Source organism: Geodermatophilus amargosae (genome assembly GCF_900116515.1).
Classification (GTDB): Bacteria; Actinomycetota; Actinomycetes; order Mycobacteriales; family Geodermatophilaceae; genus Geodermatophilus; species Geodermatophilus amargosae.
In genome coordinates this window covers 204284-216695 of the sequence record NZ_FPBA01000005.1, presented here as the reverse complement: position 1 = coordinate 216695, position 12412 = coordinate 204284, and the positions used below count along the sequence as shown (strand labels likewise).

Below are 12412 nucleotides of genomic sequence, written 5' to 3'. Positions count from 1 at the left end.
ACCCGCCCCGGCTCACCGCTTCGTGCGGCGGCTCCCGCCGTGCCAGTCCTCCTGCACCCCGGCCTCCCCGGGAGCGACGCCCGCCGAGACCAGCTGCGGCCGCTCGCGCAGGCTCCGCTTCAGTTCGGCGAACCCGGGGAAGCGCGCCAGTCCCACCACGTGGTCCCACAGCTCGGCCGCGCGGTCCTCCGGCGGTACCCGGCTGATGACCGGGCCGAAGAAGGCCACGCCCTCCGGCGGCTCGAAGTGCAGGATCGGCGTCCCGACGTCCTTGCCGGTCAGCGCCAGCGCCTCGTCGGTCTCCGCCTGGACGACGGCGTCCCAGCGGTCGTCGTCGAGGGCGGCGGCGAGGTCGGCCGGCAGGCCGGCGCGCTCGAGCACCGGCTCCAGGTAGGCGCGGGTGCCGCGCTCGGCGGCCGTGCCCGGCCGGTCGGGCTCGGTGTCGTGGATCCGCTCGCCGAGACGCTCGTACAGCGTGCCGACCGCCGCGCGGCCGTGCTCCTCCCGCGTGCGGGCGGCGACCCGCAGCAGCCGGAGCCCGGCGGTGTGGCCGGCCTCGTACTCGGGCGGGAAGTGGCTGTCGTAGTCCACGTGCGCGTTGAGCAGCCGCAGCGAGATGAACCGCCAGTCGACGTCGTACTCGCGCTGGGCGGCCACGGTGCGGACCCACCGGCTGGTCAGCCACGCGAAGGGGCACACCGGGTCGAAGTAGAAGTGCAGGTCGGCCATGCAGGGAATGCTGCTCCGCTGCGCGGGCTCCGGCGCCCTGGATCGACGGCGTTCCCCGTGTGTCGCCGGTCCTGCAGCGCCGGCGGTCCGCGAGGATCCCCGGCAACGCCGGAGCGGGAGGTCAGCGGGGGAGCAGGGCCTCGATCGCCGTCCGGACCTCGGGCGCGCCAGGGTCGGTCATCGGGCGGAACCGCGCGACCACCGCGCCGTCGGCGTCGACCAGGAACTTCTCGAAGTTCCACTGCACCGGCCCGGACTCGCCGGCGGCGTCGGGGGCCTCGGTGAGCCGCTGGTAGACCGGGTGCGCGCCGTCCCCGTTCACCTCGACCTTGCCGGTCATCGGGAACGTGACGCCGTAGGTGGCCGAGCAGAACCCGGCGATCTCCTCGGCGGTGCCCGGCTCCTGTCCGGCGAACTGGTTGCACGGGACGCCGACGACGGTGAACCCGCGCGGACCGTACTCCCGCTGCAGCTCCTCGAGCTGGGTGTACTGCGGGGTCAGACCGCACCGGCTGGCCACGTTGACCACCAGGGCTGGACCGCCGCCGGTCAGCGCGCCGAGGGTGGTGTCCTCGCCCTGCAAGGTCGAGACGGGCAGGTCGAGCAGGTCGGTCACGGGGACTCCTCGCAGGCGTAGCCGGTCGACCGCAGCAGCGCGCGGGGTGCCCGGCTCATTCCAGGTCGCTGACGTCGTCGGGCACGTCGACGGCGTACTGGCGCAGCGCGGACAGCGGCACGATCTCCAGCGACCGCTCGTTCGTGGCCGCCAGGACCACCCCGGCGGCGGCACCCGCGCGGTAGGCCTGCAGCCACCGGGTGGCGACGACGCACCAGCGGTCCCCGGGCCGCAGACCCGGGAAGCCGTACTCCGGCCGCGGCGTCGTGAGGTCGTTGCCGAGCTCGCGCTGCAGGGCGAGGAACTCCCGGGAGACGACCGTGCAGACCGTGTGGCTGCCGAGGTCGTCCGGGCCGGTGCGGCAGGACCCGTCCCGGTAGAAGCCGGTCAGCGGCTCGGTGCCGCACGCCTCGAGCGTCCCGCCCAGCACGTTGCGTTCGGTCCTGGGCTCCGGCTCCGTCACGACGGTGATCGTCGCAGGGAGCGGGAGGGCGCGCCCGTCCGCGGACCCGGCCGGCGACGCTGCCGGCCGGGCCCGCGGTACGGGTCAGGCGGTGCCGATCAGGCAGTGCCGGTCAGACCGTGTCCACCCGGCGGCGCCGGCCGGTGAGGGTCAGGCCGCTCCCCAGCGCGAGGGCCAGCAGGGCCGCCCCGAGGGCGGTCGCCGTCTCCGTGCCGGTGTAGGCCAGCTGCCCGGTGTCCCCGGACCGGTCGGACGCCGCCCACGGGCCGCCCGACCAGGACCCCGCCGACATGGACCCCGCCGACATGGACCCCGCCGACATGGACCCCGCCGACATGGACCCGGTCGCGGACGCCGGCCGGACGATGCCGTGACCGAGGCCGTGACCGAGGCCGTGACCGAGGCCGTGACCGGTGCCGTTCCGCGGGCCGTGGCCCGGGGTGCCCGAGCCGTTCCCCGCGCCGTCCTCCGGCGTGCCCGGGTCCTGCGGGCCCTCGGGGTCCGTCGGTTCGGTCGGCTCCGTGGGGTCGGTCGGGTCGGTGGGGTCGGTCGCCGGGGCGCAGTCCCCGACGGCGTCACCGAGCAGGCCGAGGCCCACCCCGCACACCGTCACCGGCACGTCGACGTCGATGCCGCCGTCGGAGCCGTTCCCGGAGCCGGAGCCGCCGGAGCCGCTGCCGGAGGTGGCCGGGGTGCAGTCCCCGGCAGCGTCGCCGAGCAGGCCCAGGCCGTTGCCGCAGACGGTCACGGGGACGTCGACGTCGAGCAGGCCGCCGTCTCCGTCCGAGCCCGTACCGCCGCCGGAGGTCGCCGGGGTGCAGTCCCCGGCGGCGTCGCCGAGCAGGCCGGCGCCGTTCCCGCAGACGGTCACGGGGACGTCGACGTCGAGCACGCCGCCGAGCGGGCCCGCGTCGGTCGGGGCGGGCGCCGGAGCACCGGCCTGGGTGCAGTCCCCGGAGGCGTCGCCGAGCACGCCGGCGCCGTTGCCGCAGACCGTGACGGGCGCGGTCACCGCGCCGTCAGGGGTGGCGGGAGCGGTGCCGCCGGCCTCGGCGTCGCCGAGCACGCCGACCGCGTTGCCGACGACGGTCACCGGCACCACGACGTCGGCCGGCGCGGTGCTGCCGGGCGCGGGCGCGGCCGGCTCCTGGGTGGCGGTGCCGCCGGCGACGGAGGCGTCGTTGCCGCCGATCGTGACGGGCACGGAGACGGTGACCGGGCCCAGGTCGAGGGCGAGGTCCTGGGAGACAGCGGGCAGCTCCACCCCGCCGACCGGGGTGCCGGTGTCGAGGACACCGAGGGCGTTGTCGGCGACGGTGACCGGCACCGTCACGTCGAGGTCGTCGGAGGCGGCGGCGACACCGGTGCCGAGGGCCACGAGGCCGCCGGTCATCAGTGCCACGCGCAGGGCGCGGTTGGCCCAGGTGTGCATGGGAGTTCTCCTGACTGGGGTGAGGACCGCGGTCCCGGACGGGACGGCGGGGCGTGCGCTGCGACCGGCTCGGGGAGCCGGGAGCGCGTTCCTCAGTCGGGGGAGCTGGCGGGGTCGACCGGGTCGCCGGCGGCGGCGTCCCGGGCCTCGGCGGAGGCGGCCTGCGCCGCCGCCTGCGGCGCGACGGGAACGGTCGTGCCGAGGTCGTAGGGGAGCTGGTCGCGGTCGGAGCCGGCACCGCCGGCCGCGGTGCCCGCGGACGCCGGGACGGCCGGCACCACCGGGACGGCCGGCGCGAGCGGCGCGGCCGGGACCACGGGGGACGGGACGGCGACGGGCGAGCCGGCGTCGTCCCGGGCGGTGCCGGTGCCCTCGGTGGAGCGGACCGGCGCCTGGCCGTCCCGCAGGTCCGCGGGGTCGGCGGTGACCGCCACCGGGGCGTACGGCGCCGTGGCGTCGGGGGTGGCGACCGCGGCGACGTCGACGCCGTCGAGAGCAGGCGTCAGCACGCCGGCGACCGGCGGGAGGGCGTCGGTCACCGGGGGGAGCTCACCGGTGACCGGGTCCAGGACGTCGGTGACGGGGGTCAGCGTGTCCGTGACCGGGGTCAGGGCCTCGGTGACCGGCGTCAGGGCGTCCGTGACGGGGGACAGCACCTCCGTCACGGGGGTGACGACAGGAGCGACGGCGTCCGTCACCGGGGCGACGACGCGGCCGACGGGTGCGACGACGTCGCGCAGCGGTGCCGTCACCGGCGCGACCGCCTCGGCCACCGGCGTCACCAACGGCGCGACGGTCTGGGCCACGGGCGAGACGACGGGCTGGACGACGGGCTGGACGACGGGCGGGACGACCGCTTCCACGACCTGCCCCACCGGTGCGGTGACCGTCCCGAGCAGGCCGCCGGGCGGCGGCTCGTCGGCCGAGGCGGTGGACGCGCCGGCCAGCCAGACCCCGGCACCGATCCCGGCGAGGACGAGGGTCCGTCCCCTCCACCGGGCCAGGCGGGCGCGACGGCCAGGCGGCACAGGACGCTCGGTCATCGCACCTCCCCCTGGTGTCGTCCGACATGGTGCTCACTCATTGGAGCCGGTCGGTCACGGAGGGCGCCAGCTGGACCCGGTCGCCTGATGGGGTGGACCGGCATACCGAACGGTCACGTTCGGTGAGTGGCAGGACAGCCGTGCCGCCGCCACGGGGGCAGTGGCAGGGTGCTGCCGTGACCGCTGACACCTCTCCCGCGCCGGTGCTCTGGCAGCCCACCCAGGAGGGCCGGGAGGCGACCCGGCTCGCCGCCTTCGCCCGCGAGGTGGCCGCCCGACGCGGGCTCGACCTGGACCCGACCGACTACGACGCGATCTGGCGCTGGTCGGTCGACCACCTCGACCAGTTCTGGGCCGACGTCGCCGTGTGGTCGGGTGTCCTCCCCGAGCGCGTCCCCGACGACCGCGTCCTCACCCGGCGCGGGATGCCCGGCGCCGAGTGGTTCCCGGACGCGACGGTCAACTACGCCGAGCAGGCCCTGCGGCACGCCACGGACGAGCACCCGGCACTGATCGCCGTCGCCGAGGACGCCGAACCGGTCGAGGTCTCCTGGGCCGAGCTGCGCGCGCAGGTGGGCGCCTTCGCGGCGACCCTGCGCCGGCTTGGCGTGCAGCGCGGGGACCGCGTCGCCGCGTACCTCCCCAACGTCCCGGAGGCGGTGGTCGCCTTCCTCGGCGCCGCGTCGATCGGCGCGGTGTGGTCCTCCTGCGCGCCGGACTTCGGCACCCGCGCGGTGCTCGACCGCTTCGCCCAGATCGAGCCCACCGTGCTGGTCGCCGTCGACGGGTACCGGTTCAACGGGAAGGCCCACGACCGGCGGGAGGTCGTCGGCGAGCTGCGGGCCGCCCTGCCCACCGTGCGGACGACGATCTCCGTGCCCCGGCTGTTCCCCGACGAGGTGCCCCAGGGGGCACTGGGCTGGGCCGAGGCCGTCGCCGACCGGCAGGACCCGGTGTTCGAGGCGCTGCCGTTCGAGCACCCGCTGTGGATCGTCTACTCGTCGGGCACCACCGGGCTGCCCAAGGGGATCGTGCACGGCCATGGCGGCGTGGCCCTCGAGGAGCACAAGCAGCTGGGCCTGCACGGCGACGTCGGCCCCGGCGACCGCTTCTACTGGTACGCCTCCACCGCCTGGATCATGTGGAACATCGCCACCTCGGCGCTGCTGCGCGGCGCGACCGTGGTGGTCCACGACGGCGCACCGGCGTACCCCTCGGTGGACGCGCAGTTCGCCCTCGCCGCGCGCACGGGGATCACCTACCTGGGCACCAGCGCCGGGTACCTCATCGCCTGCGAGAAGGCGGGCATCCGGCCGGGGGAGACGCACGACCTGTCGGCGCTGCGGGTCATCGGGTCCACCGGCTCACCGCTGCCCGCGTCGGCGTTCCACTGGGTCTACGACGCCGTGGGCGGCGACGTCTTCCTCAGCTCGGCGTCCGGCGGCACCGACGTCGCCACCGGCTTCATCGGCAGCACGCTGCTGCTCCCGGTGACCGCCGGCGAGCTGCAGCGTCCGATGCTCGGCGTCGCGGCGGCGGCGTGGAACGAGGACGGCGAGCCGGTGGTGGGCGAGCTCGGCGAGCTGGTGATCACCGAGCCGATGCCGTCGATGCCGCTGTACTTCTGGAACGACCCCGACGGCACCCGCTACCGCGAGGCCTACTTCGAGCCCTGGCCGGGCGTTTGGCGGCACGGCGACTGGATGGAGGTCACCGAGCGCGGCACCTGCGTCATCACCGGCCGCTCGGACTCGACCCTCAACCGCGGCGGCGTGCGCATGGGCACCGCCGACATCTACGCCGCCGTCGAGTCCTTCCCGGAGATCGCCGACTGCGTCGTCCTCGGCGTCGAGCAGCGCGACGGCGGCTACTGGATGCCGCTGTTCGTGCAGATGGCGCCCGGCGCGGAGCTCACCGACGAGCTCACCGGCCGGATCCGCGCCGCCATCCGCAGCTCCGCCAGCCCGCGGCACGTCCCCGACGAGGTCCTCGTCGCGCCCGGCGTCCCGCACACCCGGACCGGCAAGCGGCTGGAGGTCCCGCTGAAGCGGCTGTTCCAGGGCGTTCCGCCGGAGAAGGCGGTCAACCCCGGGGCCGTCGACGACGCGTCGCTGGTCGAGCACTACGTCGCGCTGGCCCGGGAGCGCGGGGTCCGCTAGGTGGACTGAGCACGGACGTCGGTGACGTCCACCGCAGCGCGGTGCACCGGGCGCCGTCCGGAGTCCGGGTCGGTGCTCAACCTCGTCCCCGGACGTGCCGATCCCATTCGAGTCGCACAGCCGGCCGGGTCCGCAACCACGCGGTCGGCGGAGGAGCGCCACACCGAGTGGGGGACGAAGACGTGAGAACCGAGGTCGAGCGGTCACCCGCGGCCGTCGAGGAGGTCGCGCGGGTGCGCGCCGTCGAGGACCTGGGTCTGATCGGTGCCGGCCCCGAGGAGCGGTTCGACCGGATCACGCGGCTGGCGCAGCAGGTGTTCGGGGTCGGGGCGGCTGCCGTGACCCTGATCGACGGGAGGACGCAGCACCACAAGTCCCAGTACGGCCGGGCGCTGGAGGACGGCCCGCGCGCGACCGGTTTCTGCGACCACACCATCCGGAACGAGGGGATCCTCGTCGTCGAGGACGCGACCGCCGACGAGCGGTTCAGCGACTTCCCCTCGGTCACCAGCGGCCAGATCCGCTTCTATGCCGGGTACCCGCTCGAGGCACCGGGCGGCCACCGGGTGGGCGCGCTCTGCGTGGTGCACGACCGGCCCCGCGACTTCACCGACGCCGACCGCCGGATGCTCGCCGAGCTCGCCTCCTGGGCGCAGCGCGAGATCGACCGGGCCGAGGAGCTGGACCGGGCGGGGGACGTGCAACGCGCTCTCCTGCCGCGGGAGACCCTGCGCCTGCCCGGGTACGACATCGCCGGCCTGTGCCTGCAGTCCGGTGCCGTGGGCGGCGACTTCTTCGACTGGTACACGGCATCGGACGGCGAGGTGGGTCTCACCGTCGGTGACGTCATGGGCAAGGGTCTGCAGGCAGCGATCCTGATGGCCACGGTCCGTGCCGTGATGCGGGCCGGTAGCCGGGTCGCACGGCCCGCGGAGGCGATCGCCGCGGCCGCCGCGGCCCTGCACGACGACCTGTGGCGCACCGACACCCTGGTCACCCTCTGCCACGCCCGGCTGCGCCCGGCCGACGGGCTCCTGCGCCTGGCCGACGCCGGGCACGGCCTGACGCTGATGGTGCGGGCGGACGGCTCCGTCGAGCGGACGGGGCGGGGCGGGGTGCCGCTGGGCTGGCCGTACGACGCGGAGTGGCCCGAGCACACCCTGCGTCTGGAGCCGGGCGACGGCGTCGTGATCTTCAGCGACGGGGTCCTCGAGCTCTACGGCGGCGCGCAGGCCGCCTTCCGGGAGGTCGCCGCCGTGGCCCGCACCGCCGGGACCGCCGACGAGCTCGTCGCCCACCTCGGCGCCCTCGCCGGCGCCCTCGCCGTGCTGCCTGACGACGTCACCGTGGTCGCGGTCCGGCGGACGGCGTGAGCACGGCGGCGGCCGCGGCCGCCGTCCAGGTCTCGGCGGCCCGCGCGCGGTGGATCCGCGTCCTGGTCGTCCTCACCCTGGTCAGCGGCACCAACTACGTGGTGTGGCGCTGGCTCGACTCGATCAACTGGGCGGCCTGGTGGCTGGCTGTGCCGCTCGTGCTCGCCGAGACCTACAGCCTCGTCGACGCCTATCTCTTCGGCGCCACCGTGTGGCGGCTGCGCCGCCGGGGCGAGCCGCCGCGGGCGCCGGCCGGGGCGACGGTCGACGTCCTGATCACCACCTACGACGAACCGGTCGACCTGGTGATGCGGACCGCGCGAGCGGCCCAGGCCATCCGCGGTCGCCACCGCACCTGGGTGCTCGACGACGGCGACCGCGCGGGCATGCGCTCGGCCGCCGAGGCGGCGGGCCTCGGGTACCTGACCCGCAGCGCCGACTGGTCCGGTCGGCCCCGGCACGCGAAGGCGGGCAACCTCAACAACGCCCTCCTCGCGACGGACGGTGAGTTCCTGCTGGTCCTCGATGCCGACCAGGTGCCCGACCCCGCCATCCTGGAGCGCACGCTGGGCTACTTCGACGACCCGCGCGTCGCGTTCGTCCAGACCCCGCAGTGGTTCTCCAACGTCGGCGCGGCCGATCCGCTCGGCAGCCAGGCGTCGCTGTTCTACGGCCCCATCCAGATGGGCAAGGACGGCTGGGACGCCGCGTACTTCTGCGGGTCCAACGCCGTGCTGCGCCGCGACGCCCTCATGCAGCTGGGCGTCGTCGGCTACGTGCGGGACGTCGAGCAGGCGATCCGGGTGGCCCTGCGGCGCGCCGGCGCGATCCTCGCCGTCGCCCGCAGGGAGGCGCGATCCAGCGCGCCGGCGCTGGCCGCCCTCGACCGGGTCTCCGCCGCGGTCGGTACGGCTCGGGCCGCACTGGCCGGCGGGCAGCCGGTCTCGGAGGTCACCTACCGCTTCCAGCGGGAGGTCGACGAGGCCGGCCGGGAGGTCGTCGCCGCCGACACCGCGGGCCTGCAGGCGGACCTGGCGGTCATCGCGTCGCTCGAGCCCCGGCCGGAGTGCCCGTCGCCCGGCGTCACCCTCGTCGAGCCCACGGCGCAATGGGACCTGCAGCAGCTGGATTGCCGGGAGTGGTCGCCGCTGACCGCGCTCGAGTCGGTCAGGGCCCTGGTCGCCGCCGTCGACGTCGACCTCGCCGACGAGGCGCAGCCGCTGATGCCGATGGCGACCATCTCCGTCACCGAGGACATGGCGACGGCGATGCGGCTGCACCGGCTGGGCTGGCGGTCGGTCTATCACCACCAGGTCCTCGCCCGGGGACTGGCGCCCGAGGACCTGCGGTCGATGCTGCACCAACGGCTGCGCTGGTCGCAGGGCACGCTGCAGGTGATGCTGCGGGAGAACCCGCTGGTCCAGCGCGGCCTCCACTGGGGTCAGCGGCTCATGTACCTCGCGACCATGTGGAGCTATCTCTCCGGCTTCGCGACCCTGGTCTACCTCGCCGCGCCCGTCGCCTACCTGGTCCTCGGGGTCCGGCCGGTGGACACCTTCGGGGAGGACTTCCTCGTCCGGCTGCTGCCGTTCCTGGTGGTCAACCAGGTCCTGGGGCTGGTCGTGGGCTGGAGGCTGGGCACCTGGCGCGGCCAGCAGTACAACCTGGCCCTCTTCCCGCTGTGGATCCGGGCGTGCGCCACCGCCGCGGGCAACGTCTGGTTCGGCCGCAGCCTGGGGTTCGTGGTCACGCCCAAGACGGCTCAAGGGGACGGCCGTCCGCCGTGGTCGCTCATCCGACCGCAGCTCATGGCGATGGGAGTGCTCGTCGTCGCTGCCATCATCGGCGTGACGCGGGAGGTCCTGGGGGTGGCGCCCACGCCGGAGGGGACCTGGGTCAACCTGGCCTGGGTCGGATACGACCTGCTGATGCTGAGCATCGTCCTGCGGGCGGTGCACTACCGCGGCCCGCGGGCCGAGAGGGAGACGACGTGACCGAGGTGCAGGCCGGGGAGCGCCCGGACGTGGCGGTGCTGCGCATCGAGGGCCGGCTGACCATGGTCAACGCGCCGGCCCTGCGCGCATCGGTCGGCGAGGCCGTCGAGGCGGGGCGGACGACGGTGGTCATCGACCTCGCGGCGTGCACGTTCATGGACTCGTCGGGCCTCGGCGCCATCGTCGGTGGCCTCAAGGCGGCCCGCCAGGCCGGTGGCGACCTGCGGATCGCCCGACTGACGCCACAGGTCCGCACCGTCCTGGAGCTCACCAACCTCGACCGGGTGCTGCGTCCCCACGACACCGTGGAGGCGGCCCTCGATGGCGGCTGACCTGGGCTACCGGCTGACGACTCCGGCGGTGCCCCAGAGCCTCGACCTGGTGCACGAGTTGCTGGAGAGCGCCTGGGCGGGTCATCCCGACGTCGCGGTGGAGGACCGGATGCGGTTCGAGATCGCGCTGACCGAGGTCGCCGGGAACATCATGGAGCACGCCGCCGGAGGGGAGGTGCTGGACCTGACCCTCCTGGTCCGGGTCCTCGAACCGCGACTGGAGGCCAGGTTCGAGGACTCCGGTCCGCAGGCCGGCGTCGACCTGGAGTCGGCCACCCTGCCGGACGACCTGGCCGAGTCCGGTCGCGGCCTGGCACTGGCCCGCCGGGCGGTCGAGGAGGTCGCCTACTGGCGGGAGGGCGCGACCAACCACTGGCGGATCGTCCGGGTCCGCTCGCCGCGCTAGGCGCGCAACGGCCCGCGCAGCACCGCCCACTGCAGCAGGATGATCGTCTTGGCGTCGGCGATCCGTCCGTCGTCGACCATGACCAGTGCCTCGTCGACGTCGAGCTCGAGCACCTCGATGTCCTCGCCCTCCTCGGCGAGCCCGCCACCCGCCGACACCCGGTCGGCCGGCGTGTAGGGGGCGGCGAAGCAGACGACCCGCTCGGTCACAGACCCCGGGCTGGTGAAGACGTCGAACACACGGGTCACCTCGCCGACGACGACGCCGAGCTCCTCCTCGGCCTCCCGCCGGACCGCCGTCTCGGCGTCCTGCTCGTCGAGCAGCCCGGCGGCGGTCTCGACGAGCATCCCGTCGGGGGAGCCGTTGACGTAGGCGGGGAACCGGAACTGGCGGGTGAGTAGCACCGTGCGGCGGGCGACGTCGTAGGGCAGCAGCGTGGCGCCGTTGCCGCGGTCGTAGGTCTCGCGCTGCTCGGTGGTCCAGGAGCCGTCGCGGCGACGCTGGTCGAACGTCGTCCGGCGCAGCACGTGCCAGCCGGCGGCCAGCAGCTCCACGTCGCGGACGACGATGCCCGGGTTGCCGGTGAGGTCCCGACCCGCCCGGTCCAGGCGGGTCCGGCCCCGGTGGTCGGGGACGTCGACGCCCGGGATGCCCACGGCGGTCACCGGGTCACCGCCGGCACCTGGTCGACGGCGGTGTAGACCGTAGCGCCGCGGGCCCGTGCCAGCTCGACCATCTCGTCGGACCCGGCCGAGGCGCCGGGCAGCCGCAGCACGGCGTCGACCCGGGCGACCAGCCGGCGGCCCATCGGGTGGAACACCTCGTCGAAGGCGGCGTCGCCCACCCGGGTCGACCCGGCGAGCTCGGCCAGCGGCAGGGCCAGGTCCTCCCCGTTGACGGCGAGGTGCCCGGCGCGGAACAGCTCCAGGCAGGCGAGCTGGATCGCCCGGTGGTTGGCCGCGATCTTCTCCGGGTCGTCGCCGGTGCCGCCCCGGTAGGGGCCGGCGACCAGGATCATCAGGGGTTCGTTCACGAGAGCACGACCTCCACGCCGGCGTCGTCGAGTGCGGCGAGGGTCTCCTGCGCCGCGGGGGTGAGCTGGGGGTCGCGGGCGCTGGCGTCCGTGACCAGGCGGCCGACCGCGTCCAGCGGGGCGACCGAGGCGAAGGCCCGCACGCCGAGCTTCGAGGCGTCGGCCACGACGAGGGTGCTGCGGGCCTGCTGCAGCCCGACCTGCTTGACCGCGGCGTCCTCGAGCGTGAACTCCGACCAGCCGGCCGCGGCGTTGACCGCCCCGATCGACATGACGAAGACGTCGAAGGTGAGCTGGCGCAGCACCGCGGCGGTCAGGGGCCCGGCCAGGCTGCGCTCGCCCGGGCGGGACTCCCCGCCGACGACGAGCAGCCGGATCCCGGGCCGGTCGGCCAGCACGTCGGCCACCGGCAGGCTCACGACGGCGGCGGTGAACGGACCGTCCCCGGCGGCGGCGCGGTCGGCCAGGGCGCGCGCGACGTGCACCGTCGTCGTCCCGGCGTCGACAAGCACGGTCGCGCCGTGCTCGACGAGGGCGGCGGTCGCCCGGCCGATCCGCTCCTTGAGGCCGGCCTGCCAGTCGGCGCGGGCGGCGAAGCCCGCGGAGCTCTCGGGACCGGCGACGGCGACGGCGCCGCCGCGCACCCGCTCGACCAGCCCGCGGGCCTGCAGGGCGTCGAGGTCGCGGCGGACGGTCATCTCGGACACGCCGAGGCGGGCGGCGAGGTCGGGGAGCGAGGCCCGGCCGGCGTTGCGCACCAGCCGCAGCGTCACGTCGAGTCGGTCGGGGACGGCCATGGCGGCAGTTCTACCAGCAACGTGTGAGATATGTG

The 12412-nt window shown here is 75.3% G+C and carries 13 protein-coding genes; 5 read left to right on the top strand and 8 right to left on the bottom strand.

Annotated elements, in window-relative coordinates:
- Positions 1–12: 12 nt before the first annotated feature.
- From BM414_RS09825 to BM414_RS29285, 5 genes are all read right to left on the bottom strand, one after another.
- Entirely contained in the window at positions 13–729 is a 717-nt protein-coding gene (locus tag BM414_RS09825) for a mycothiol-dependent nitroreductase Rv2466c family protein (RefSeq protein WP_093579244.1), read from the bottom strand.
- 121 nt (positions 730–850) lie between these two features.
- Positions 851–1345 carry a glutathione peroxidase gene (locus tag BM414_RS09820; protein ID WP_093579243.1) on the bottom strand — a complete coding sequence of 165 codons (495 nt, stop codon included), beginning with the start codon at positions 1343–1345 and terminating at the stop codon, positions 851–853.
- Positions 1346–1400: 55 nt separating this feature from the next.
- Positions 1401–1808 carry a DUF2237 family protein gene (locus BM414_RS09815; protein ID WP_093579242.1) on the bottom strand — a complete coding sequence of 136 codons (408 nt, stop codon included), beginning with the start codon at positions 1806–1808 and terminating at the stop codon, positions 1401–1403.
- A 112-nt stretch (positions 1809–1920) separates the two neighbouring features.
- Positions 1921–3240: a hypothetical protein gene (locus tag BM414_RS29290; protein WP_093579241.1), complete on the bottom strand. Its 1320-nt coding sequence runs from the start codon at positions 3238–3240 to the stop codon at positions 1921–1923.
- 92 nt (positions 3241–3332) lie between these two features.
- Positions 3333–4283, bottom strand: coding sequence for a hypothetical protein (locus BM414_RS29285; RefSeq protein ID WP_175551509.1), 951 nt, complete (start codon positions 4281–4283; stop codon positions 3333–3335).
- A 176-nt stretch (positions 4284–4459) separates the two neighbouring features.
- On the opposite strand from BM414_RS29285, the gene BM414_RS09800 reads away from it, so the two are divergent.
- The 5 genes from BM414_RS09800 (at position 4460) to BM414_RS09780 (ending at position 10547) form a co-directional block, all read left to right on the top strand.
- Complete coding sequence (locus BM414_RS09800; protein ID WP_093579366.1) at positions 4460–6442, top strand: acetoacetate--CoA ligase; 1983 nt, start codon at positions 4460–4462, stop codon at positions 6440–6442.
- Positions 6443–6624: 182 nt separating this feature from the next.
- Positions 6625–7815 carry a PP2C family protein-serine/threonine phosphatase gene (locus BM414_RS29280; RefSeq protein ID WP_175551524.1) on the top strand — a complete coding sequence of 397 codons (1191 nt, stop codon included), beginning with the start codon at positions 6625–6627 and terminating at the stop codon, positions 7813–7815.
- A complete protein-coding gene (locus BM414_RS30170) occupies positions 7812–9809 on the top strand; it encodes a glycosyltransferase family 2 protein (protein WP_093579238.1) in 1998 nt (665 codons plus the stop codon). The genes BM414_RS29280 and BM414_RS30170 overlap by 4 nt, the downstream gene beginning before the upstream one ends.
- Positions 9806–10141 carry an STAS domain-containing protein gene (locus BM414_RS30165; protein WP_217644640.1) on the top strand — a complete coding sequence of 112 codons (336 nt, stop codon included), beginning with the start codon at positions 9806–9808 and terminating at the stop codon, positions 10139–10141. The genes BM414_RS30170 and BM414_RS30165 overlap by 4 nt, the downstream gene beginning before the upstream one ends.
- Positions 10131–10547, top strand: a complete 417-nt coding sequence (locus BM414_RS09780) for an ATP-binding protein (RefSeq protein ID WP_093579237.1) — start codon at positions 10131–10133, stop codon at positions 10545–10547. The genes BM414_RS30165 and BM414_RS09780 overlap by 11 nt, the downstream gene beginning before the upstream one ends.
- On the opposite strand, the gene BM414_RS09775 is transcribed toward BM414_RS09780, so the two are convergent.
- Genes BM414_RS09775 through BM414_RS09765 form a run of 3 tightly spaced genes read right to left on the bottom strand, consistent with a single transcriptional unit; the run spans position 10544 to position 12377 of the window.
- Entirely contained in the window at positions 10544–11212 is a 669-nt protein-coding gene (locus BM414_RS09775) for an NUDIX domain-containing protein (protein ID WP_093579236.1), read from the bottom strand. The two genes, BM414_RS09780 and BM414_RS09775, sit on opposite strands and share 4 nt — an antisense overlap.
- On the bottom strand, positions 11209–11580 hold the full coding sequence (locus tag BM414_RS09770; RefSeq protein WP_245784608.1) for a DUF4406 domain-containing protein: 372 nt from the start codon (positions 11578–11580) through the stop codon (positions 11209–11211). The genes BM414_RS09775 and BM414_RS09770 overlap by 4 nt, the downstream gene beginning before the upstream one ends.
- The gene (locus BM414_RS09765) at positions 11577–12377 is read right to left on the bottom strand and encodes a DeoR/GlpR family DNA-binding transcription regulator (protein WP_093579235.1); all 801 of its coding nucleotides are present in this window, start codon (positions 12375–12377) and stop codon (positions 11577–11579) included. The genes BM414_RS09770 and BM414_RS09765 overlap by 4 nt, the downstream gene beginning before the upstream one ends.
- Positions 12378–12412: the final 35 nt, after the last annotated feature.